General features: G+C 69.0%; 22 protein-coding genes. All 22 read left to right on the forward strand.

What is annotated here, in order from left to right:
• Positions 1–3: 3 nt before the first annotated feature.
• The 22 genes from thrC (at position 4) to ACQEV8_RS30280 (ending at position 23,485) form a co-directional block, all read left to right on the forward strand.
• Positions 4–1,062 (forward strand): threonine synthase, encoded by a 1,059-nt coding sequence (thrC, locus tag ACQEV8_RS30175; RefSeq protein WP_432966503.1) that lies wholly within the window; start codon positions 4–6, stop codon positions 1,060–1,062.
• Between the two features lie 340 nt (positions 1,063–1,402).
• The gene (gene thrB, locus ACQEV8_RS30180; RefSeq protein ID WP_432966505.1) at positions 1,403–2,332 is read left to right on the forward strand and encodes a homoserine kinase; all 930 of its coding nucleotides are present in this window, start codon (positions 1,403–1,405) and stop codon (positions 2,330–2,332) included.
• Between the two features lie 400 nt (positions 2,333–2,732).
• Positions 2,733–4,862, forward strand: coding sequence for a transcription termination factor Rho (gene rho / locus ACQEV8_RS30185; RefSeq protein ID WP_432966507.1), 2,130 nt, complete (start codon positions 2,733–2,735; stop codon positions 4,860–4,862).
• A 177-nt stretch (positions 4,863–5,039) separates the two neighbouring features.
• Positions 5,040–6,779 carry a trypsin-like serine protease gene (locus tag ACQEV8_RS30190; protein WP_432966509.1) on the forward strand — a complete coding sequence of 580 codons (1,740 nt, stop codon included), beginning with the start codon at positions 5,040–5,042 and terminating at the stop codon, positions 6,777–6,779.
• A 208-nt stretch (positions 6,780–6,987) separates the two neighbouring features.
• Complete coding sequence (locus ACQEV8_RS30195) at positions 6,988–8,124, forward strand: LCP family protein (RefSeq protein ID WP_432966511.1); 1,137 nt, start codon at positions 6,988–6,990, stop codon at positions 8,122–8,124.
• Between the two features lie 196 nt (positions 8,125–8,320).
• A complete protein-coding gene (gene rpmE / locus ACQEV8_RS30200; protein WP_003992975.1) occupies positions 8,321–8,542 on the forward strand; it encodes a 50S ribosomal protein L31 in 222 nt (73 codons plus the stop codon).
• 108 nt (positions 8,543–8,650) lie between these two features.
• Positions 8,651–9,727, forward strand: coding sequence for a peptide chain release factor 1 (gene prfA, locus ACQEV8_RS30205; RefSeq protein ID WP_432966513.1), 1,077 nt, complete (start codon positions 8,651–8,653; stop codon positions 9,725–9,727).
• Between the two features lie 74 nt (positions 9,728–9,801).
• The gene (prmC, locus tag ACQEV8_RS30210; RefSeq protein ID WP_432966515.1) at positions 9,802–10,641 is read left to right on the forward strand and encodes a peptide chain release factor N(5)-glutamine methyltransferase; all 840 of its coding nucleotides are present in this window, start codon (positions 9,802–9,804) and stop codon (positions 10,639–10,641) included.
• Positions 10,642–10,711: 70 nt separating this feature from the next.
• Entirely contained in the window at positions 10,712–11,359 is a 648-nt protein-coding gene (locus ACQEV8_RS30215; RefSeq protein WP_215118528.1) for an L-threonylcarbamoyladenylate synthase, read from the forward strand.
• Positions 11,356–12,036 carry a protein-tyrosine-phosphatase gene (locus tag ACQEV8_RS30220; protein WP_382497342.1) on the forward strand — a complete coding sequence of 227 codons (681 nt, stop codon included), beginning with the start codon at positions 11,356–11,358 and terminating at the stop codon, positions 12,034–12,036. The genes ACQEV8_RS30215 and ACQEV8_RS30220 overlap by 4 nt, the downstream gene beginning before the upstream one ends.
• Before the next feature lie 70 nt (positions 12,037–12,106).
• A complete protein-coding gene (gene glyA, locus ACQEV8_RS30225) occupies positions 12,107–13,345 on the forward strand; it encodes a serine hydroxymethyltransferase (protein WP_432966518.1) in 1,239 nt (412 codons plus the stop codon).
• Between the two features lie 129 nt (positions 13,346–13,474).
• Complete coding sequence (locus ACQEV8_RS30230) at positions 13,475–14,836, forward strand: MraY family glycosyltransferase (RefSeq protein WP_432966520.1); 1,362 nt, start codon at positions 13,475–13,477, stop codon at positions 14,834–14,836.
• A gap of 297 nt (positions 14,837–15,133) precedes the next feature.
• On the forward strand, positions 15,134–15,571 hold the full coding sequence (locus ACQEV8_RS30235; RefSeq protein ID WP_432966522.1) for a hypothetical protein: 438 nt from the start codon (positions 15,134–15,136) through the stop codon (positions 15,569–15,571).
• 272 nt (positions 15,572–15,843) lie between these two features.
• Entirely contained in the window at positions 15,844–16,614 is a 771-nt protein-coding gene (atpB, locus tag ACQEV8_RS30240) for a F0F1 ATP synthase subunit A (RefSeq protein ID WP_432973105.1), read from the forward strand.
• Positions 16,615–16,691: 77 nt separating this feature from the next.
• The gene (gene atpE, locus ACQEV8_RS30245; protein ID WP_013000660.1) at positions 16,692–16,925 is read left to right on the forward strand and encodes an ATP synthase F0 subunit C; all 234 of its coding nucleotides are present in this window, start codon (positions 16,692–16,694) and stop codon (positions 16,923–16,925) included.
• A gap of 40 nt (positions 16,926–16,965) precedes the next feature.
• Positions 16,966–17,514: a F0F1 ATP synthase subunit B gene (locus ACQEV8_RS30250; RefSeq protein ID WP_432966525.1), complete on the forward strand. Its 549-nt coding sequence runs from the start codon at positions 16,966–16,968 to the stop codon at positions 17,512–17,514.
• Entirely contained in the window at positions 17,511–18,326 is an 816-nt protein-coding gene (locus ACQEV8_RS30255) for a F0F1 ATP synthase subunit delta (RefSeq protein ID WP_432966527.1), read from the forward strand. Before ACQEV8_RS30250 ends, ACQEV8_RS30255 begins: the two co-directional genes overlap by 4 nt.
• Before the next feature lie 122 nt (positions 18,327–18,448).
• Positions 18,449–20,038, forward strand: coding sequence for a F0F1 ATP synthase subunit alpha (atpA, locus tag ACQEV8_RS30260; protein ID WP_432966529.1), 1,590 nt, complete (start codon positions 18,449–18,451; stop codon positions 20,036–20,038).
• A 20-nt stretch (positions 20,039–20,058) separates the two neighbouring features.
• Positions 20,059–20,973, forward strand: a complete 915-nt coding sequence (locus ACQEV8_RS30265; protein WP_432966531.1) for a F0F1 ATP synthase subunit gamma — start codon at positions 20,059–20,061, stop codon at positions 20,971–20,973.
• Positions 20,974–20,975: 2 nt separating this feature from the next.
• Positions 20,976–22,412, forward strand: coding sequence for a F0F1 ATP synthase subunit beta (atpD, locus tag ACQEV8_RS30270; protein WP_432966533.1), 1,437 nt, complete (start codon positions 20,976–20,978; stop codon positions 22,410–22,412).
• 118 nt (positions 22,413–22,530) lie between these two features.
• Positions 22,531–22,908 carry a F0F1 ATP synthase subunit epsilon gene (locus ACQEV8_RS30275; protein ID WP_425951480.1) on the forward strand — a complete coding sequence of 126 codons (378 nt, stop codon included), beginning with the start codon at positions 22,531–22,533 and terminating at the stop codon, positions 22,906–22,908.
• A 130-nt stretch (positions 22,909–23,038) separates the two neighbouring features.
• Positions 23,039–23,485, forward strand: a complete 447-nt coding sequence (locus ACQEV8_RS30280) for a DUF2550 domain-containing protein (protein WP_432966535.1) — start codon at positions 23,039–23,041, stop codon at positions 23,483–23,485.
• Position 23,486 lies beyond the last annotated feature (1 nt).

Raw genomic sequence — 23,486 nt, forward strand, 5'->3', positions numbered from 1 at the left:
GCAATGACCCACCAGTGGCGCGGAATCATCGAGGAGTACCGGGACCGGCTGCCGGTATCCGACACCACGCCGGTCGTGACACTCCGTGAGGGCGGCACGCCGCTCGTGCCCGCGCAGGTGCTCTCCGAGCGCACGGGCTGCGAGGTCCACCTGAAGGTGGAGGGCGCGAACCCCACCGGGTCCTTCAAGGACCGAGGCATGACCATGGCCATCACTCGGGCCAAGGAGGAGGGGGCCAAGGCCGTCATCTGCGCCTCCACCGGAAATACGTCGGCCTCCGCCGCCGCGTACGCCGTGCGGGCCGGGATGGTCTGCGCCGTGCTCGTGCCGCAGGGCAAGATCGCGCTCGGCAAGATGGGCCAGGCCCTCGTGCACGGTGCGAAGATCCTCCAGGTCGACGGCAACTTCGACGACTGCCTCACCCTCGCGCGCGCTCTGAGCGACAACTACCCCGTCGCGCTGGTCAATTCGGTCAACCCGGTACGTATCGAGGGCCAGAAGACGGCCGCCTTCGAGATCGTGGACATGCTGGGCGACGCGCCCGACATCCACGTCCTGCCGGTGGGCAACGCGGGCAACATCACGGCCTATTGGAAGGGCTACAAGGAGTACGCCGCAGACGGCGTCTCCGCCCGGACTCCCCGGATGTGGGGCTTCCAGGCCTCCGGTAGCGCCCCGATCGTGCGCGGCGAGATCGTCAAGGACCCCTCGACCGTCGCCACCGCCATCCGGATCGGCAACCCGGCGTCGTGGAACCACGCGATCGCCGCGCGGGACGAGTCGGGCGGCTTCATCGACGAGGTGACGGACCGTGAGATCCTGCGCGCCTACCGGCTGTTGGCCTCACAGGAGGGCGTCTTCGTCGAGCCCGCGTCCGCCGCGTCCGTCGCCGGTCTGCTGAAGGCCGCCGAGCAGGGCAAGGTCGACCCGGGGCAGCGGATCGTGTGCACCGTCACCGGCAACGGGCTGAAGGACCCCGACTGGGCCGTCGCCGGCGCCCCGCAGCCGGTCACCGTCCCCGTCGACTCGGCGGCCGCGGCGGAGCGCCTCGGACTCGCCTGACCTGCGCGGACGTGCCGAGCGCCGGTGTAGCGCTCGGCACGGTCCGGCGTAAGACGGCGCTTGCCCGAGGGAGTTCCCCGCAGGGGGTGCACAGGGCTCATACGACACGCATCGTGCGCCTCCTGTGCGCCCTATGTCGCCACAGAACCTTCTTTCGATAGGCTGTACTGAACCCGCCCGCCGCATATGCCTCCGCATAGCGCACGGTGCCGCGCCGTCTCCGCGGCCGGGACAGCGGCCGGCCATCCCGGTCGGCAGCGGCCCCCAGGGTTCTCGTACGCATCGAATGTCCATCGAACGTCATTCGACAATCACGCAGCTCAAGGAGAGTCATCGAGCGATGGCCGGTCCAGCGTTCCGTGCCGCCGCCGTCCGGGTGCGCGTCCCCGCCACCAGCGCCAACCTCGGCCCGGGCTTCGACGCCCTCGGCCTGGCGCTGGGCTTGTACGACGACGTCGTCGTCCGGGTGGCCGACTCCGGGCTGCACATCGACATCGCGGGTGAGGGCGGCGAGACGCTCCCACGCGACGAGAAGCACCTCCTCGTCCGCTCCCTGCGCACGGCCTTCGACCTGCTCGGCGGCCAGCCGCGCGGCCTGGAGATCGTCTGCGCCAACCGCATTCCGCACGGCCGGGGCCTGGGCTCCTCCTCGGCCGCCATCTGCGCCGGGATCGTCGCCGCCCGCGCCGTGACCATAGGCGCCGACGCGAAGCTCGACGACACCTCCCTGCTCGAGCTCGCCACCGAGATCGAGGGCCACCCCGACAATGTCGCGGCGTGTCTGCTGGGCGGCTTCACCCTGTCCTGGATGGAGGGCGGCGCGGCCCGCGCGATCAGGATGGAGCCCGCCGATTCCATCGTTCCGGTGGTTTTCGTGCCCGGGAAGCCGGTTCTGACGGAGACGGCGCGCGGCCTGCTCCCGCGCTCCGTCCCGCACGTCGACGCCGCCACCAACGCCGGCCGGGCCGCCCTGCTCGTCGAGGCCATGACCCGGCGCCCCGAACTGCTGCTGCCCGCCACCGAGGACCGGCTGCACCAGGAGTACCGCGCTCCCGCCATGCCCGAGAGCGCGGCGCTGGTGGAGCGGCTGCGGGCCGAGGGCGTCCCAGCGGTCATCTCCGGCGCCGGACCGACGGTCATGGCGCTGACCGACGCGGGCACCGCCGACAAGGTCGAGGCCCTGGCGGGCGCGGACTGGGCCGCGAACCGGCTGAGCCTCGACGCACAGGGCGCGAGCGTTCTTCCGCTCACGGCCCCCGGCGACTTTTAAGCACACGGTTGCCGGATTTCGAGAGGGGGAATGTTTGTTGGATCCGGTAGTGTTAACCTCAAGTCTGCACCCGACCCCACCATGGCGAGGTGCCTCGTGTCCCCGTCCGGGACAGACATTCTTCCGGGAGCCCCCCAAGCCGCACTGTGTTTCGTACGTCGGACCGTACGCCGTACGCGGACACTGAGCGGGGCGCAGGGCATGCTCCGGAACCGGTGCGACCACGCCGCGTGACACTGACACTGGGTGCCACGGCTCAAGGAAGCGCCATCACCAGATTCCTCCGCCGCTTAGGCGGACCACCGCCCCGGCACGGTTCACACCACACGGACCGAAGTCGGACAGCACAACCGGTCGCCGAGCCAGACAGGCCGACGTCCGCTCCAGGGAAGGACCCTTCGTGAGCGACACCACCGATCTGATGGGCGCACGTGTCGAGGAGACCGCTGCCGCGCCCGCCACGGACGCCTCCGCGCCTGCCAGCGGTGCCGGCTCCCGTCGGCGCCGCGGTACCGGCCTCGACGGCATGGTGCTGGCCGAGCTGCAGCAGGTCGCATCCGGCCTCGGCATCAAGGGCACGGCGCGTATGCGCAAGAGCCAGCTGATCGAGGTCATCAAGGAGGCGCAGGCGTCCGGCGGAGCCGCTCCGGCCGCGAAGGCCGACGCCGCCGCCGAGACCAAGCCGAAGCGCCGCGCCACCTCCCGCACCCGTACGGGGGACAACGCAGAGAAGGCGGAGAAGAAGGCGGACGCGAAGCAGGCCTCCGAGGCCCCCGCCGACAAGGCAGACAAGGCAGACAAGGCCGACAAGGCCGACAAGGCCGTGGCGCAGCAGCAGATCGAGATTCCCGGTCAGCCTGCTGGGGGCCCCTCCCGCGCGAGCGCAGCCGAGCGTGGGGGAGAAGTTGAGCGCGGGGGAGACGATGCGCCCTCCGAGCGTCGTCGTCGCCGTGCCACCGCCGACGCCGGAGCCCCGGCCTCCGCTCCCGAGACGGTATCCGCCGAGGCGAAGAACGACGCCAGGGCCGAAGCGCCGGCGCAGCAGCAGTCCCAGAACGACGCCAAGTCCGACTCCGGTGACGGTGGCGAGGGCCGCCGCCGCGACCGGCGTGACCGAGACCGTGACCGAGACCGTGACCGAGACCGTGACCGCGGCCGGGACCGTGACCGCGGTGGCCGGGGCAACAAGGGCGACGACCAGCAGGGCGGCCAGCGCGGCCAGCAGCAGAACCAGCAGCAGGGCGGCGGTGGCGGCCGTCAGGACCGTGGCCAGCAGCAGCAGGACGACGACGATTTCGAGGGCGGCCGTCGTGGCCGTCGTGGGCGTTACCGCGACCGCCGTGGCCGTCGCGGCCGCGACGACGTGCAGGAGCCGCAGATCACCGACGACGACGTCCTGATCCCCGTCGCGGGCATCCTGGACATCCTCGACAACTACGCATTCATCCGGACCTCCGGCTACCTGCCCGGCCCGAACGACGTGTACGTCTCCCTCGCCCAGGTCCGTAAGAACGGCCTGCGCAAGGGCGACCACGTCACCGGTGCCGTGCGTCAGCCGAAGGAGGGCGAGCGCCGCGAGAAGTTCAACGCGCTGGTCCGCCTTGACTCCGTCAACGGCATGGCGCCCGAATCCGGGCGCGGGCGGCCGGAGTTCAACAAGCTGACGCCGCTGTACCCGCAGGACCGGCTCCGTCTGGAGACCGACCCGGGCGTGCTGACCACCCGCATCATCGACCTCGTGTCGCCGATCGGTAAGGGCCAGCGCGGTCTGATCGTGGCCCCGCCGAAGACCGGCAAGACCATGATCATGCAGGCCATCGCCAACGCGATCACGCACAACAACCCCGAGTGCCACCTGATGGTCGTTCTGGTCGACGAGCGTCCCGAAGAGGTCACCGACATGCAGCGGTCGGTCAAGGGCGAGGTCATCTCCTCGACCTTCGACCGCCCGGCCGAGGACCACACCACGGTCGCCGAGCTCGCCATCGAGCGCGCCAAGCGGCTGGTCGAGCTCGGTCACGACGTGGTCGTCCTGCTGGACTCCATCACGCGTCTGGGCCGTGCCTACAACCTCGCCGCGCCCGCCTCCGGCCGCATCCTGTCCGGTGGTGTCGACTCGACCGCGCTGTACCCGCCGAAGCGCTTCTTCGGTGCCGCGCGGAACATCGAGGACGGTGGCTCGCTCACCATCCTGGCCACTGCTCTTGTCGACACCGGGTCCCGCATGGACGAGGTGATCTTCGAGGAGTTCAAGGGCACCGGCAACGCGGAGCTCAAGCTCGACCGGAAGCTCGCCGACAAGCGCATCTTCCCGGCGGTGGACGTGGACGCGTCCGGTACCCGTAAGGAAGAGATCCTGCTCGGCAGCGACGAGCTCGCCATCACCTGGAAGCTGCGCCGGGTGCTGCACGCGCTCGACCAGCAGCAGGCGATCGAGCTGCTCCTGGACAAGATGAAGCAGACGAAGTCGAACGCCGAGTTCCTGATGCAGATCCAGAAGACGACGCCGATGCCGGGGAACGGCGACTAGGCACCGTTTGCACAAAGGGCCGCCCCCGTCCGAAAAGGACGGGGGCGGCCCTTTGTGATGTTCGTGTGCAGGTAGGATCACGCTCTCTTCGAACATGTGATCCCGAGGGGGGACATACGTGGGTACATCCATGCCTGGGGCGGGCGCCACAGACGCCGGATACGTATCGCACTGCCCGTGGCCGCGGCCGGTGTCGCGGCTGCCGTGGCCGCCGCGCTGCTGACGACGTCCGCCGACGCGGCCACCCCGCTGCCGCAGCCGACGCTCAAGCCCGCCATCGGCTCGCCGTCGTCCGCCGAACTGGAGAAGCGCGTCGCGGGCGCCCTGGCCGGCGACGACACCGCGGGCAAGACGAGCAAGGCGTCGCTGAGCGCGAGCACGAACGAGGGCCGCATCGACCCGAAGATCATCGGCGGCAGCCAGACCACCATCACCACGGCCCCGTGGATGGCGCAGCTCCACTACTTCGACGACCGGGGGACGTCCAGCACCAGCGACGACATCGGCTTCTTCTGTGGCGGAGCCGTCGTCGCGCCGACCAAGATCCTCACGGCCGCGCACTGCGTCAAGGGCTACGACTGGAACGCCAACGGCGCCGTCGTCACCGGCACCGCCCAGCTGCCCTCGGCGAACGGCACCGACCTGCACGGCGGCACCGTCACCGCCGTCTGGCGGCAGTGGAACCACCCGTCGTACAACGCGTCGACCATCGACAACGACATCGCGGTGCTCACTCTGCCCGAGCCGGTCAAGGCCAAGCCGATCCGGATGACGACGTCCGGCGACACCGCCTCGTACAAGGCCGGTACCAGCGCCAAGGTCTACGGCTGGGGCCGCACCAGCTCCACCAGCGACGGCATCTCCGAGAAGCTGAAGACGGCCACGCTGCCCCTGCAGTCCGACACCACCTGCGCCGGCGCCTACGGCAGGGACTTCGTCAAGGGCCACATGGTCTGCGCGGGCAAGCCCGCCACCGGCAGCGACTCGGGCACCACCTCCGCCTGCAACGGCGACTCCGGCGGCCCGCTGGTCGTCAACAACCGCATCGTCGGCGTCGTGTCCTGGGGCGTGACCGACTGTGTCGCCAAGGGCGCCTACAGCGTCTTCGCGAAGGTCAGCTCCTACGTGGGCTCCGCCTATCCGCGCGTCGACGACACCAACATCAGCGGCGACCACAAGGCCGACCTGTGGGTGCGCAACGCCTCCACGAAGACCGGCTACTCCAAGGACTCCAAGGGCACCTCGTTCGCCGCCCGCCAGTCCTGGGGCAACTGGAACGGCTTCAACGTCGTCCTGCAGACCGACTTCGACCGCGACGGCTACCAGGACCTGGTCTACCGGCGCAGCAGCGACGGCGACGTCTTCTGGACCCACTTCGTGCTCGCCGACAACGCCTGGGCCACCAAGAAGATCGCCGACAACTGGAAGTCCCGCACCCGCGTCATCACCCCCGGTGACGTCACCGGCGACTACCTGCCCGACCTGCTCTCGGTCGACTCCGCAGGCGTGCTGTGGATCTACCCGGGCAAGGGCAACGGCAGCTTCGCGGCCCGCGTGAAGGCCGGCTCCGGCTGGAACCAGTACAACTCCGTACGCGGCAAGGGCGACTTCACCGGCGACGGCAAGACGGACCTGATCGCCCGCAGCAAGTCGGGCAGCCACATCTACCTCTACAAGGGCACCGGCAAGTCCGGCTCCGGCGCCTTCTCGGCCCGGGTCAAGGTGCGCTCCTGGGGCGGCTACAACGCCTTCGACGCGACCGGTGACATCACCGGCGACGGCAAGGCCGACTTCCTGGCCCGCACCCCTGGCGGCACGCTCTACCTCTACCCGGGCACCGGTAAGGGGACCAGCGAGATCTTTGCCACAAGAAAGTCCGTAGGTACCGATTTCAAGCAGTACGACATCTTCGGCTGAAACCGCAGGTGAGCGGGATATGCCCCGCTGTGACGAACACGGACTGTGCCCACCGCCGCACGCGGTGGGCACAGTCCGTTGTGCAACCCTTTCCCGAGTTTCCCCGTCTGACCAGGCGGAGCGACGATGGTGCCAGGGGCGTCCCCCGACCGAGAACGCCTGGTACCGACCGCAGGGGGTAATCGACCGAAGACGAGCCGAGGAGCACATGTCTGCCGAGAGCACACCGGGTCCGGGTATACCGGGCGAGACCGGCACGACCGGATCGCGCCACCGCGCCAAGGGCCGGCGCCGCAAGCCCCGCAAGCGCCACAAGGGCCTGATGGTCACGGCCTGGACCGCCGCGGGCATCGTCGTCCTGGGCGGGACCGGGGCGGGGTACGTGTACTTCCAGCTCAACGGCAACCTCAAGAGCGTCGACATCGACCAGGCCCTCGGTACCAACCGGCCGAAGAAGGCCGACAACGGCTCCGAGAACATCCTGGTCCTCGGCTCCGACACTCGCGCCGGCGGTAACAAGAAGCTCGGCGGCGGCACCGACGACGGCAGCGCCCGATCCGACACGGCGATGATCGTGCACGTCAACAAGGGCCACAAGAAGGCCAGCGTGGTCTCCATCCCGCGCGACACCCTCATCGACCGGCCCTCGTGCACGGACGCCAAGGGCAAGCAGTACCCCGCCGCGAACGGCGTGATGTTCAACTCCGCGTACTCCACGGGCGGGGCCGCCTGTGCCGTGAAGACCGTCGAGTCGATCACCGACCTGCGCATGGACCACTACCTGGAGGTCGACTTCGCCGGCTTCCAGACGCTGATCGACGACCTCGGCGGCGTCGAGGTGACCACGAGCAAGGCCATCGACGACCCCGACAGCCACCTGAAGCTGCAGGCAGGAACCCACAGACTCGACGGTGAGCAGGCCCTCGGCCTGGTCCGCACCCGGCACGGCGTGGGCGACGGTTCCGACCTCGGCCGCATCCAGCTCCAGCAGGCCTTCATCAAGGCCTTGCTCAACCAGGTCAAGGACGTCGGCGTCTTCTCCAACCCGAAGAAGCTCTACGACCTCGCGGAGACCGCGACCAAGACGGTGACGGCCGACTCCGACCTCGGCTCGGTCAACAAGCTCGTCTCCTTCGCGAACGGCCTCAAGGGCATCACCCCGGCGAACATGAACATGGTCACGATGCCGGTCGCCTACGACCCCGCCGACCCGAACCGCGTCCTCCTCCAGGAGAAGAAGGCCGACCAGATCTGGAACGCCCTGGAGCACGACAAGCCGATCCCGAAGTCGGCGACGAAGGGCTCGGCAGCGGGCGAGGCCAAGGGGGTCGTGAGCGCCCCGTAAGGGGCGCGGGGCTGTATCGCCAGGCGGCTCCGCCGCGAGGGCGCGACAAGCCCCCACCGGCCTGCAGGGAACAAACAACGGCAACCCCCGGTTTTGGGAGTAGGCCCCAGTCCTGGCAGACTGGTACGTCGGCTCCGGTTCACGCTCCCGCACCCCGCGTCAGCGACCCGGCGCCCTCCCGAACCTAGGAGACACCTTGAAGCGCGACATCCACCCCGAGTACGTCGAGACGCAGGTCAGCTGCACCTGTGGCGCGTCGTTCACCACCCGCAGCACCATCGAGTCCGGCACCATCCGCGCCGATGTCTGCTCCGAGTGCCACCCGTTCTACACGGGCAAGCAGAAGATCCTCGACACCGGTGGCCGTGTGGCCCGCTTCGAGGCCCGCTTCGGCAAGGCCGCCGGCTCCAAGAAGTAGCGAGCCTCCATTCGCCGGTCCACGGACGCGCCCCCTCACCGGGCGCTCCGGGACCGGCGTTTTTGGTCGCCCGCCCTTCACCCCCCGTCCGTACACAGGAGCCACAAGATGTTCGAGGCAGTCGAGGAACTCGTCGCCGAGCACGCCGACCTGGAGAAGAAGCTCGCCGACCCGTCGGTGCACTCCGACCAGGCCAACGCGCGCAAGCTGAACAAGCGTTACGCCGAGCTCACCCCGATCGTCGCCACGTACCGCTCCTGGACGCAGACGGGCGACGACATCGAGACCGCGCGCGAACTGGCCGGCGACGACCCCGACTTCGCGGCCGAGGTCAAGGACCTGGAGCGGCAGCGCGAGGAGCTCACGGAGAAGCTGCGCCTTCTCCTCGTTCCGCGCGACCCCAGTGACGACAAGGACGTCATCCTCGAGATCAAGGCCGGCGCGGGCGGCGACGAGTCGGCGCTGTTCGCCGGCGACCTGCTGCGCATGTACCTGCGCTACGCCGAGCGGGTCGGCTGGAAGACCGAGATCATCGACGCCACCGAGTCCGAGCTGGGCGGCTACAAGGACGTTCAGGTCGCCGTGAAGACCAAGGGCGGCCAGGGCGCCACCGAGCCCGGGCAGGGCGTCTGGGCGCGGATGAAGTACGAGGGCGGAGTGCACCGCGTGCAGCGGGTGCCGGCCACGGAGTCCCAGGGCCGTATCCACACCTCCGCCGCCGGTGTGCTGGTCACGCCGGAGGCCGAGGAGGTCGACGTGGAGATCAACCCCAACGACCTCCGCATCGACGTCTACCGCTCCTCGGGACCGGGCGGACAGTCCGTCAACACCACCGACTCCGCGGTGCGCATCACGCACATTCCCACCGGAGTCGTCGCCTCCTGCCAGAACGAGAAGAGCCAGCTGCAGAACAAGGAGCAGGCACTGCGTATCCTGCGCTCGAGGCTGCTCGCAGCGGCGCAGGAGGAGGCGGAGAGGGAGGCCGCCGACGCCCGCCGCAGCCAGGTCCGCACCGTCGACCGCTCCGAGAAGATCCGCACGTACAACTTCCCGGAGAACCGCCTCTCGGACCACCGCGTCGGCTTCAAGGCCTACAACCTGGACCAGGTCCTGGACGGCGACCTCGCCGCGGTGATCCAGGCCTGTGTCGACGCGGACTCGGCGGCCAAGCTGGCGGCCGCGTAAGAACGTAGGAGTACGAGTACCGGAGGACTTGCGTGCAGCAGTCATTTGGGGGGCGACCCCCAAGCCCCCGCAGCGTGCTGCTCGCGGAGGTGGCCCAGGCCACTCAGCGGCTCGCCGACGCCGGCGTGCCCTCGCCGCGCACCGACGCGGAGGAACTCGCCGCGTTCGTACACGGCGTCAAGCGCGGTGAGCTGCACTCCGTCAAGGACTCCGACTTCGACGCCCGCTACTGGGAGGTCATCGCCCGCCGCGAGGCCCGCGAGCCGCTCCAGCACATCACCGGGCGGGCCTACTTCCGGTACCTGGAACTCCAGGTCGGCCCCGGGGTGTTCGTGCCGCGCCCCGAGACCGAGTCCGTGGTCGGCTGGGCCATAGACGCCGTACGGGCCATGGACGTCGTGGAGCCGTGCATCGTCGACCTGTGCACCGGCTCCGGCGCCATCGCGCTCGCCCTCGCCCAGGAGGTGCCGCGCTCGCGCGTGCACGCCGTGGAGCTGTCCGAGGACGCCCTCAGGTGGACACGCAAGAACGTCGAGGGGTCCAGGGTCGACCTGCGGCAGGGCAACGCCCTGACGGCCTTCCCGGACCTCGACGGGCAGGTCGACCTGGTCATCACCAACCCGCCGTACATCCCGCTCACCGAGTGGGAGTACGTCGCCCCGGAGGCGCGGGACTACGACCCCGACCTCGCCCTCTTCTCCGGCGAGGACGGCCTCGACCTCATCCGCGGCCTGGAACGCACCGCGCACCGGCTGCTGCGCCCCGGCGGCGTCGTGGTCGTGGAGCACGCGGACACCCAGGGCGGCCAGGTGCCGTGGATCTTCACCGAGGAGCGGGGATGGGCCGACGCGGCCGACCATCCGGACCTCAACAAGCGCCCGCGTTTCGCCACGGCCCGCAAGGCGCTGCCGTGAGCACTCCGATCACCCCGCAGTCTTCGCAGTCTTCATCCCAGCAGCACGTGTACGAGGAGGCCAGCTAAAGATGGCACGGCGATACGACACCAACGACGCGACCGACCGCGTGACCGGTCTGCGTGAGGCAGGGTCCGCCGTCCGCCGTGGCGAGCTCGTGGTGCTGCCGACGGACACGGTGTACGGCATCGGCGCCGACGCGTTCTCCTCGGAGGCCGTCGCCGACCTGCTGGACGCGAAGGGCCGGGGCCGCAACATGCCCACCCCTGTCCTGATCGGCTCCCCGAACACCCTGCACGGGCTGGTCACGGACTTCTCCGAGCTGGCCTGGGAGCTCGTCGACGCCTTCTGGCCGGGCGCGCTGACCCTCGTCGCCAAGCACCAGCCGTCCCTCCAGTGGGACCTCGGGGACACCCGTGGCACCGTCGCCGTGCGCATGCCGCTGCACCCGGTCGCCATCGAGCTGCTCACCGAGGTCGGCCCGATGGCCGTGTCGTCCGCCAACCTCACCGGCCACCCGGCGCCGGAGGACTGCGACGCCGCGCAGGAGATGCTCGGCGACTCCGTCTCCGTCTACCTCGACGGCGGCCCGACTCCCGGCAACGTGCCGTCGTCGATCGTCGACGTGACCCGGGAGGTGCCGCTGCTGCTGCGCGCGGGCGCCATCTCGGCGGACGAGCTCCGAAAGGTCGTACCCGACCTCGAGGTGGCGAATTGACGGCCCCTGGAGCGGGGCGTGGCATAGGCAACGGGGAAAGCGCGGCGGAGATCACGACGACGTTCGTGGGGCTTCCGCGTGACAGCTTCCGCATCCTCCACGTCAGTACCGGCAATGTGTGCCGCTCGCCCATCACCGAGCGGCTGACCCGCCATGCCGTGCGGGAGCGGCTCGGGATCCTGGGCGGCGGGCTGATCGTGGAGAGCGCGGGCACCTGGGGCCACGAGGGCGCGCCCATGGAGTCCCACGCGGAGACCGTCCTGGCCGACTTCGGCGCGGACGCCTCCGGCTTCACCGGGCGTGAGCTCCTCGACGAGCACGTGATCCGCGCCGACCTGGTGCTGACCGCCACCCGGGACCACCGGGCCCAGGTCATCTCGATGGGGCACTCGGCGGGCCTGCGGACCTTCACGCTCAAGGAGTTCACCCGTCTGGTGAAGGCCATCGACCCGGCGACCCTGCCTCCCCTGGAGGAGGGCGTGGTCATCCGCGCGCGTGCGCTGGTGCGTGCCGCGGCGGCTCTACGCGGGTGGCTCCTGGCGCCGAACGCCGAGGCCGACGAGGTGTACGACCCCTACGGTGCGCCCCTGACGTTCTTCCGGTCCATCGGGGACGAGATACACCAGGCACTCGATCCGGTGGTCACGGCCCTCACGGGTGTCCCCGCAAAGGCGTAGCAGCCGAGCGTCCCGGGGCACCGGGCCTACATTGGACGTACGTCACAGTCGACGCCGCCCGGAGCCCATCATGACGGTCACCCCTGCCATCGAGGCCGACGTCCTGCGCCACCAGGACCCCGAGCTCGCCGAGGTCCTGCTCGCGGAGCGGGAGCGGCAGTCGACGACGCTCCAGCTGATCGCCGCCGAGAACTTCACCTCGCCGGCCGTGCTGGCCGCCCTCGCCTCGCCGCTGGCCAACAAGTACGCCGAGGGCTACCCGGGGGCGCGGCACCACGGCGGCTGCGAGATCGCCGACGTCGCCGAGCGTCTCGCCGTGGACCGGGCCAGGGCCCTGTTCGGCGCCGACCACGCCAACGTCCAGCCGCACTCGGGCTCTTCGGCGGTGCTGGCCGCCTACGCCGCCCTGCTCCGCCCCGGCGACACCGTCCTCGCGCTCGGCCTGCCCCACGGCGGCCACCTCACCCACGGCTCGCCCGCCAACTTCTCCGGCCGCTGGTTCGACTTCGCCGGCTACGGCGTGGAGGCCGAGTCCGGGTTCATCGACCACGAGCAGGTGCGCACCCTGGCCCGCACGCGCCGGCCCAAGGCGATCGTGTGCGGTTCGATCGCCTACCCCCGGCACATCGACTACGCCTTCTTCCGCGAGGTCGCCGACGAGGTGGGCGCCTACCTCGTCGCGGACGCCGCGCACCCCATCGGGCTCGTCGCCGGAAGGGCGGCACCGAACCCGGTGCCGTACGCGGACATCGTCTGCGCGACCACCCACAAGGTGCTGCGCGGCCCGCGCGGCGGCATGATCCTTTGCCGCGCGGAGCTGGCCGAGCGGGTCGACCGGTCCGTGTTTCCTTTCACACAGGGCGGCGCGCAGATGCACACCATCGCCGCCAAGGCGGTCGCGTTCGGGGAGGCGGCAACACCGGCGTTCGTCGCGTACGCCCATCAGGTGGTCGCCAATGCGAGGGTTCTCGCGGCCCGGCTGGCCGCCGAGGGCCTGGTCGTCACCACCGGTGGCACCGACACCCACCTCATCACCGCCGACCCGGCACCCCTGGGCGTCGACGGACGCACCGCCCGCGGCCGTCTCGCCGCGGCCGGTCTGGTGCTGGACTGCTGTGCGCTTCCTCACGGCGACGCCCGGGGCCTGAGGCTGGGCACGGCCGCGGTCACCACGCAGGGCATGGGAGAAGCCGAGATGGCGAGGATCGCCAAGCTGGTCGCGGGGGTGCTCAGGGGCGTGACCGAGACCGCGAGGGCCCGTGAAGATGTGCGGGAGCTGGCCGGTGGATTTCCGCCGTATCCGCGCTGAGTGGGGGTAGACGCACCAGGGTGCACAGCCACTCGTGCAACCATCGTCGCTACCCGGAAGTCCCCACCCAAATGCGCGCATCGCTAGGGTGTGGGGCTGTGATGGCCAGCGAGACCTGTGGGGAAGCCTGTGCGTGAATACCTGCTGACGCTCTGCATCACGGCCGCGGTGACGTATCTGCTGACAGGGCCGGTACGGAAGTTCGCGATCGTGGCCGGAGTGATGCCGGAGGTCCGGGCACGGGACGTACACCGCGAGCCCACCCCGCGGCTCGGCGGAGTCGCGATGTTCTTCGGCATGTGCGCGGGTCTGCTGGTGGCGGACCACCTGACCAACCTCAGCCAGGTCTTCAAGACCTCGAACGAACCGCGGGCCCTGCTGAGCGGGGCCGCCCTGATCTGGCTGCTGGGCGTGCTGGACGACAAGTTCGGCGTGGACGCGCTCATCAAGCTCGGCGGGCAGATGATCGCGGCCGGCGTGATGGTGATGCAGGGTCTGACGATCCTCTGGCTGCCCGTCCCGGGCGTCGGGTCCGTCTCGGTCACACCGTGGCAGGGCAACCTGCTCACGGTGGCGCTCATCGTCATCACCATCAACGCGGTCAACTTCGTCGACGGACTCGACGGACTGGCGGCCGGCATGGTGTGTATCGCGGCGGGCGCGTTCTTCCTGTACTCGTACCGACTCTGGTACGGCTACGGAATCGAGGCCGCCGCCCCCGCGACCCTGTTCGCGGCGCTGCTCATCGGCATGTGTCTGGGCTTCCTCCCGCACAACATGCACCCCGCCCGCATCTTCATGGGCGACACGGGCTCCATGCTGATCGGGCTTGTCCTTGCCGCCGGGGCGGTGTCGATCACCGGGCAGGTGGACCCCGACCGCATCACCTACAGCGCGGGCTCCCTGCGCAGCGCGGTCCACGCGATGGTGCCGGTCTACATGCCGATCATCCTGCCGCTGACCATCATCGCGATTCCGCTCGCCGACCTGGTGCTGGCGATCCTGCGCCGGACCTGGAAGGGACAGTCGCCGTTCGCCGCCGACCGCGGACATCTGCACCACCGGCTGCTGGAGATCGGCCACTCGCACAGTCGCGCGGTCCTCATCATGTACTTCTGGTCGGCGCTGATCTCGTTCGGCACGGTGCTGTCCTCCGTGCACTCGGCGTCCATGTGGATCGTGATGGTCGTGGTGGTCATGAGCGCCATCGGCCTGCTGCTGCTGCTCCTGCCGCGCTTCCGGCCGCGCGCCCCCCACTGGGCGGAACGCGTTCTGCCGCCGCGCTACCGTCGCCGCGAGGCCGTGGCGGAGCACGCGGTCACCACGGAACAGACCGCCTCCGCGGAGGCTCCGGCCGACGCCTCGGCCACCCAGGAATCCACCCAGGAATCCCGCCCCGTGATCGCCGCGGGCGTGTCCGGCGTCAACGGGGCGACCGCCATCGGCCCCCGATCGCGTCTGGCGGACCGGCGCAAGGCCGGGACAAGGTAAGAATCTGACTAGAGCATTGCCAAGTCGTGGGGTTGCGATGGGGGAGCGAAGCGCCCCAATACCAGACAAGTCGGCACTGTTCTTGCACAGACGCGCAGCGTCACTCTCATGTGTGACAGCTCGCACACCTCCAGGTAAAGACTGCATCAAATAGTTTGTGATACGGTTCACGAGAACCCCCGGATAGAGCCGAAGGACCGCAGTGCGACGGTCCATTGGCGTGAGGACTCCACTCAGCCCGGGACTACGCTCGTCCATGACGACACCCCTGCCCCCTGCGAAAGCGGAGTTGCCGCCATGCCGTCCAATGACGCCCGGATCCTGGCCCAGGCCGCCGTGCCCACGGCTGCCGTCGGTGCCATTGCCGCCGTCGTCAGTGGCGTGGTGGCGGGTGGCAAGGGCGCGATCGCGGCGGTTGTCGCGACGCTCGTGGTGATCCTCTTCATGGGGATCGGGCTCTACGTCCTGCAACGCACTGCCAAATCGCTTCCGCACCTGTTCCAGGCGATGGGCTTGATGCTCTACGCGGCGCAGATCCTTCTGTTGTTCGTCTTCGTCACCGCGTTCAAGAACACGACGCTGTTCAACCCCAAGGCATTCGCCGTCACGCTGGTTGTCGGCACCCTTGCCTGGATCGCCGCGCAGACGCGTGCCCACATGAAAGCCAAGATCCTTTACGTCGAGCCCGATTCGACGACGGGCGGGAAGCCCGAAAAATCGGGGCACTCGTCGTGAGGGGTAGGGCCGGGATAAGTAGGCATGAGATCTCCTGCTATCGTCCGGTGCCAACTGCGGCATCGCGGGCGCGGGCATCCGAGCTGACGCCTGCTCCATCGCGAGGCGAGATGCCCCCAGCCGCCCCCACATCCGTAACACCAGTCCCGTGCCGAACCGCGGCCCTGCGCCGCGCCGACACAACGAGGTTGCCGTACCCATGCGTCACGCCGAAGGAGCCCGCGGTGAGTGCTGACCAGACCCAGCTCGCCTTTGACTGGAGCTGTCGGATCATGTCCGACAACGGGTGTGGTTTTCCGGCTCCGGGCCTGCACTCGTTCCTCTTCAAGCCGATTACCACGGTCGGGGGGTTCGAGTTCAACAAGGTGATGCTGCTTGCCATCGTCACCACGCTTCTGGTCGTCACCTTCTTCACCCTCGCCTTCGGCAAGGCGAAGGTGGTGCCGGGCAAGCTTCAGATGATCGGCGAGGCCGGCTACGACTTCGTGCGCCGCGGCATCGTCTACGAGACCCTCGGGAAGAAGGAGGGCGAGAAGTACGTCCCCCTGATGGTCTCGCTGTTCTTCTTCATCTGGATCATGAACATCTGGTCAGTGATCCCGCTGGCGCAGTTCCCGGTGTCGTCGATCATCGCCTACCCGATGGTGCTGGCCGCCATCGTCTACGTGGTGTGGGTCTCGTTGACCTTCAAGAGGCACGGTTTCGTCGGCTTCTTCAAGAACGTCACCGGCTACGACAAGGAACTCGGCGCGGTTCTCCCGCTCGTGATGGTCATCGAGTTCTTCTCGAACCTGCTCGTACGCCCCTTCACGCACGCGGTCCGACTCTTCGCCAACATGTTCGCCGGCCACCTGATGCTGGTGATGTTCACCGTCGCCTCCTGGTACCTGCTGAACAGCTGGATGATCCCGGCCGCCGGTGTCTCCTTCGTCATGACGATGGTCATGATCCTCTTCGAGCTCTTCGTGCAGGCGGTCCAGGCGTACGTCTTCGTCCTCCTCGCCTGTTCGTACATCCAGGGCGCTCTCGCCAAGCACCACTGAGCCCCGCGCCGCTCCACACCCCAAGAACGTCCGGTGGCCAACCCCCGCCGGTCCATGAAAGAGAAGGAAGATTCAGCATGGCTGCCATGGAGACCCTCGCCGCCCTTGAAGGCAACATCGGTTCCGTCGGCTACGGCCTCGCCGCCATCGGCCCCGGCGTCGGCGTCGGCATCATCTTCGGCAACGGCACCCAGGCCCTGGCCCGCCAGCCCGAGGCCGCCGGTCTGATCCGTGCCAACCAGATCCTCGGCTTCGCCTTCTGTGAGGCGCTCGCCCTCATCGGCATCGTCATGCCGTTCGTCTACAACTGACGAACCCTGACGAGCAAACCCTTCAACGGAAGGCACTGATGTGATCGCCAACCTGGTGCAGCTGGCGGCCGGGGAAGAGCAGAACCCGCTCATTCCTCCGGGCCCCGAGCTGCTCGTCGGCACCATCGCCTTCGCCATCGTGTTCTTCTTCTTCTGGAAGAAGCTGCTTCCGAACATCAACAAGGTTCTGGAGGAGCGCCGCGCGGCGATCGAAGGCGGTATCGAAGAGGCCGAGACCATGAAGGTCGAAGCCCAGAGCGTCCTTGAGCAGTACAAGGCACAGCTCGCCGAGGCCCGGCACGAGGCCGCGCGTCTGCGCCAGGAGGCGCAGGAGCAGGGCGCCACGCTCATCGCCGAGATGCGGGCCGAAGGCCAGCGTCAGCGCGAGGAGATCGTCGCCGCCGGTCACTCGCAGATCGAGGCCGACCGCAAGGCCGCCGCGTCCGCGCTGCGTCAGGACGTCGGCAAGCTCGCCACCGACCTGGCCGGCAAGCTCGTCGGGGAGTCCCTCGAGGACCACGCCCGTCAGAGCCGCGTGATCGACCGGTTCCTCGACGACCTCGAGGAGAAGGCCGAGGCCGGGCGATGAACGGAGCGAGCCGCGAGGCCCTGGCAGCCGCACGAGAGCGTCTCGACGCGCTGACGGACTCCACGTCCGTCGACGCGGGCTCGCTCGCCGACGAGCTGGCCGCCGTCACCGCTCTGCTCCACCGCGAGGTTTCGCTGCGTCGGGTCCTCACCGACCCGGCGCAGGCCGGAGAGGCGAAGGCCGAGCTGGCCCAGCGTCTGCTCGGCACGCAGGTCAGCGGCCCGGCCGCCGACCTGGTCGCCGGCATGGTGCGCTCTCGCTGGTCGCAGTCGCGCGACCTGGTGGACGCGCTGGAGGAGCTGGCGAACACCGCCGACCTCACCGCCGCGCAGAAGGCCGGCAAGCTCGACGACGTCGAGGACGAGCTGTTCCGGTTCGGCCGGATCGTCTCCGGCAGCACCGGGCTGCGTGCCGCGCTGACCGACCGGAAGGCCACCACCTCGGCCAAGAGTGAGCTGCTGCGCAGCCTGCTCGGCGGCAGGGCGCAGTCGGCCACCGAGCGTCTGGTGACGCGCCTTGTGACCGCGCCGCGGGGACGTAGCCTGGAGTCGGGACTGGATTCCCTGTCCAAGCTCGCCGCCGAGCGCCGGGACCGCATGGTGGCCATCGTCACCTCGGCGGTGCCGCTGAGCGACCCGCAGAAGCGGCGCTTGGGCGACGCCCTCGCGAAGATCTACGGCCGCCGGATGCACCTCAACCTGGACGTGGACCCCGAGGTCCTCGGCGGAATCCGGGTGCAGGTCGGCGACGAGGTCATCAACGGCTCCCTCGCGGACCGGCTGGAGGACGCGAGCCGCCGCCTGGCGAGCTGAGCAGCAACTCAATAGCACCACGTACTTACGACGGCCCTGGTTGGGCCGTGCAGAAGAATCCTGGGGGTCGCCCCCAGACCCTTAAGAAACTTCGGGCCCAACAAGGAGAGCAGGGAACCCAGATGGCGGAGCTCACGATCCGGCCGGAGGAGATCCGGGACGCGCTGGAGAACTTCGTCCAGGCGTACAAGCCGGGCGCGGCCTCGCGCGAGGAGGTCGGTACGGTCACCTTTGCCGGCGACGGCATCGCGAAGGTCGAGGGTCTGCCCTCGGCCATGGCCAACGAACTGCTGAAGTTCGAGGACGGCACCCTCGGCCTCGCCCTCAACCTCGAGGAGCGCGAGATCGGTGCCATCGTCCTCGGTGAGTTCAGCGGCATCGAGGAGGGGCAGCCGGTCTCGCGTACCGGTGAGGTTCTCTCCGTGGCGGTCGGCGAGGGCTACCTCGGCCGTGTGGTCGACCCCCTCGGCAACCCGATCGACGGCCTCGGCGAGATCGAGTCCGAGGGCCGCCGTGCCCTCGAGCTGCAGGCCCCCACGGTCATGGACCGCAAGTCGGTGCACGAGCCGATGGAGACGGGCTACAAGGCCGTCGACGCGATGACCCCCGTCGGCCGTGGCCAGCGTCAGCTGATCATCGGTGACCGCCAGACCGGCAAGACCGCCCTGGCCGTCGACACGATCATCAACCAGCGCGACAACTGGCGCTCGGGCGACCCGAACAAGCAGGTCCGCTGCATCTACGTCGCCATCGGCCAGAAGGGCTCCACCATCGCCGGTGTGCGCGGCGCTCTGGAGGAGGCCGGCGCGCTGGAGTACACGACCATCGTCGCCGCCCCGGCGTCCGACCCGGCCGGCTTCAAGTACCTGGCGCCGTACACGGGTTCGGCCATCGGTCAGCAGTGGATGTACGAGGGCAAGCACGTCCTCATCATCTTCGACGACCTGTCGAAGCAGGCCGACGCCTACCGCGCCGTGTCGCTGCTGCTGCGCCGCCCGCCGGGCCGTGAGGCCTACCCGGGTGACGTCTTCTACCTGCACTCCCGTCTGCTGGAGCGCTGCGCCAAGCTCTCCGACGAGATGGGCGCCGGCTCGATGACCGGTCTGCCGATCGTCGAGACCAAGGCCAACGACGTCTCGGCGTTCATCCCGACCAACGTCATCTCCATCACCGACGGCCAGTGCTTCCTGGAGTCGGACCTGTTCAACGCCGGTCAGCGCCCCGCGCTGAACGTCGGTATCTCCGTCTCCCGAGTCGGTGGTTCCGCGCAGCACAAGGCGATGAAGCAGGTCTCCGGCCGTCTGCGCGTGGACCTCGCCCAGTTCCGTGAGCTGGAGGCGTTCGCCGCCTTCGGTTCCGACCTGGACGCCGCGTCCAAGTCGCAGCTGGAGCGTGGTCAGCGCATGGTCGAGCTGCTGAAGCAGTCGCAGTACCAGCCCATGGCCACCGAGGACCAGGTCGTCTCCGTCTGGGCCGGCACCACCGGCAAGATGGACGACGTCCCCGTCGCCGACATCCGCCGCTTCGAGAAGGAGCTGCTGGAGTACCTGCACCGCAAGGAGCAGGGCCTGATGACCTCCATCCGCGAGGGCGGCAAGATGTCCGACGACACCCTTCAGGCCGTCGCCGAGGCCATCGCGGAGTTCAAGAAGCAGTTCGAGACCTCCGACGGCAACCTGCTCGGCGAGGACACCCCGGCTGCCGGTAAGTGACGACGGAAGGGACCTGACTCATGGGAGCCCAGCTCCGGGTCTACAAGCGTCGCATCCGATCCGTCTCCGCGACCAAGAAGATCACGAAGGCGATGGAGATGATCGCCGCCTCGCGCGTCGTCAAGGCGCAGCGCAAGGTGGCGGCCTCCACCCCGTATGCGACCGAGCTCACCCGCGCGGTCACCGCGGTCGCCACCGGGTCGAACACCAAGCACCCGCTGACGACGGAGGCGGAGAACCCGACCCGCGTCGCGGTCCTGCTCCTCTCGAGCGACCGCGGTCTGGCCGGCGCCTTCAACTCCAACGCCATCAAGGCCGCGGAGAAACTCACCGCGAAGCTCGAGGGTGAGGGCAAGGAGGTCGTCAACTACATCGTCGGCCGCCGTGGTCTCGCCCACTACAACTTCCGCGAGCGCAAGGTCGCGGAGTCGTTCACGGGCTTCACCGACGAGCCCTCGTACGCGGACGCCAAGAAGGTCGCGGCCCCGCTGATCGAGGCGATCGAGACGGAGACGGCGGAGGGCGGCGTGGACGAGCTCCACATCGTCTACACCGAGTTCGTGTCGATGATGACGCAGACGGCGATCGAGGCGCGGCTGCTGCCGCTCAGCCTCGACGAGGTGGCTGCGGAGGCCGCGCCCAAGGGCGAGATCCTCCCGCTGTTCGACTTCGAGCCCTCGGCGGAGGACGTCCTGGACGCCCTGCTGCCGCGCTACGTCGAGAGCCGCATCTACAACGCGCTGCTCCAGTCGGCCGCCTCGAAGCACGCCGCCACGCGGCGCGCGATGAAGTCGGCAACCGACAACGCCGGTGATCTCATCGAGAACCTCACCCGGCTTGCCAACCAGGCCCGCCAGGCCGAAATCACCCAGGAAATCAGCGAGATCGTCGGTGGTGCCAGTGCCCTGGCCGACGCGACCGCGGGGAGTGACTGAAAATGACCACCACTGTTGAGACGGCCACGGCGACGGGCCGCGTCGCGCGGGTCATCGGCCCGGTCGTCGACGTGGAGTTCCCCGTCGACGCGATGCCGGAGATCTACAACGCCCTGCACGTCGAGGTCGCCGACCCGGCGCTGGCGGGCGAGAAGAAGACGCTGACCCTGGAGGTCGCCCAGCACCTGGGTGACGGCCTGGTCCGCGCGATCTCCATGCAGCCCACCGACGGTCTGGTCCGCCAGGCCTCGGTGACCGACACGGGCGCGGGCATCTCCGTCCCCGTCGGCGACTACACCAAGGGCAAGGTGTTCAACACCCTCGGTGAGGTGCTGAACAGCGACGAGGTCCACGAGGGCGAGCGCTGGTCCATCCACCGCAAGGCACCCGCGTTCGACCAGCTCGAGTCGAAGACCGAGATGTTCGAGACGGGCCTGAAGGTCGTCGACCTGCTCACCCCGTACGTCAAGGGCGGCAAGATCGGTCTGTTCGGTGGTGCCGGTGTCGGCAAGACCGTGCTGATCCAGGAAATGATCATGCGTGTCGCCAACCTCCACGAGGGCGTCTCCGTCTTCGCGGGCGTCGGTGAGCGCACCCGTGAGGGCAACGACCTCATCGCGGAGATGGAAGAGTCCGGCGTTCTGGACAAGACCGCCCTGGTCTTCGGCCAGATGGACGAGCCCCCGGGCACCCGTCTGCGCGTGGCCCTGGCCGGCCTGACGATGGCGGAGTACTTCCGTGACGTCCAGAAGCAGGACGTGCTGTTCTTCATCGACAACATCTTCCGCTTCACCCAGGCCGGTTCCGAGGTGTCGACCCTGCTCGGCCGTATGCCCTCCGCGGTGGGCTACCAGCCGAACCTGGCCGACGAGATGGGCACCCTCCAGGAGCGCATCACCTCGACCCGTGGTCACTCGATCACCTCGATGCAGGCGATCTACGTCCCCGCGGACGACCTGACCGACCCGGCCCCGGCCACCACCTTCGCCCACCTCGACGCGACGACGGTGCTCTCCCGTCCGATCTCCGAGAAGGGCATCTACCCGGCCGTGGACCCGCTGGACTCGACGTCCCGCATCCTCGACCCGCGGTACATCTCGGCGGAGCACTACAACGCCGCGATGCGCGTGAAGAACATCCTGCAGAAGTACAAGGACCTGCAGGACATCATCGCGATCCTCGGTATCGACGAGCTCGGCGAGGAGGACAAGCTCGTTGTCCACCGTGCCCGTCGCGTGGAGCGCTTCCTGTCCCAGAACACCCACGCCGCCAAGCAGTTCACCGGTGTGGACGGTTCGGACGTGCCGCTGGACGAGTCGATCACCGCGTTCAACGCGATCTGCGACGGCGAGTACGACCACTTCCCGGAGCAGGCGTTCTTCATGTGCGGTGGTCTCGAGGACCTGAAGAGCAACGCCAAGGAGCTGGGCGTCTCCTGACCCGAGCCGCGCTCGAGTCATCATGAGGGGGCGGGGCTCGTCCCGCCCCTCTGTCACGCCTACTAGACTTGTAACCAACACCCGGCACTACCGCCGGGTGGTGACCCGAGGAGCCACCTTGGCTGCTGAGCTGCACGTCGCGCTGGTCGCCGCCGACCGTGAGGTCTGGTCCGGCCAGGCCACCCTGGTCGTCGCGCGCACCACGTCCGGCGACATCGGCGTCATGCCCGGTCACCAGCCGCTGCTCGGTGTGCTGGAGTCGGGCCCGGTGACCATCCGCACGAGCGATGGCGGGACGGTCGTCGCCGCTGTCCACGGCGGTTTCATCTCGTTCGCGGACGACAAGCTCTCGCTGCTGGCCGAAGTCGCCGAGCTGTCGGACGAGATCGATGTCCAGCGCGCGGAGCGGGAGCTGGAGCGCGCGAAGGCGGAGGACGACGCGGACGCCCAGCGCCGTGCGGACGTCCGTCTGCGTGCGGCCACGGCGGCGCGCTGACCCTGTCCGCCGTGTGAAGTCGTCACTCAGCCGCGGCTGGGTACCGGAGAGATCCGGACCCAGTCGCGGCTGAGGCAGATGTGGGAGTTTTTTCCGTTCCGTTACCTAGGAGACGAGGAGGTCGGTGTCGATGGTCCTCGCTCTGACTGTGTGCGGAATCGTGGTGGCCCTCGTGGTGGTGGGACTGTTCGTCTTCGGTCTGCGCCGTCGGCTCATCCAGCGTTCGGGCGGCACCTTCGACGCCAGCCTGCGCTGGGACGCCCCGGAGCAGGGCGACAGCAACGGCAAGGGCTGGGCGTACGGGGTGGCCCGGTACAACGGCGACCGCGTCGAGTGGTACCGCGTCTTCTCGTACTCGCCACGCCCGCGCCGCACCCTGGAACGCTCCGCGATCGAGGTGGCCGGCCGCCGCGTCCCGGAGGGCGAGGAGGAGCTGGCGCTGCTCTCCGATCATGTGATCCTGGCCTGTCTGCACCGGGGCTCGCGTCTCGAACTCGCGATGAGCGAGGACGCGCTGACCGGTTTCCTCGCGTGGCTTGAGGCAGCCCCGCCCGGTCAGCGAGTCAACGTGGCGTAAC

The organism is Streptomyces sp. CA-179760, assembly GCF_050937045.1.
Classification (GTDB): domain Bacteria; phylum Actinomycetota; class Actinomycetes; order Streptomycetales; family Streptomycetaceae; genus Streptomyces.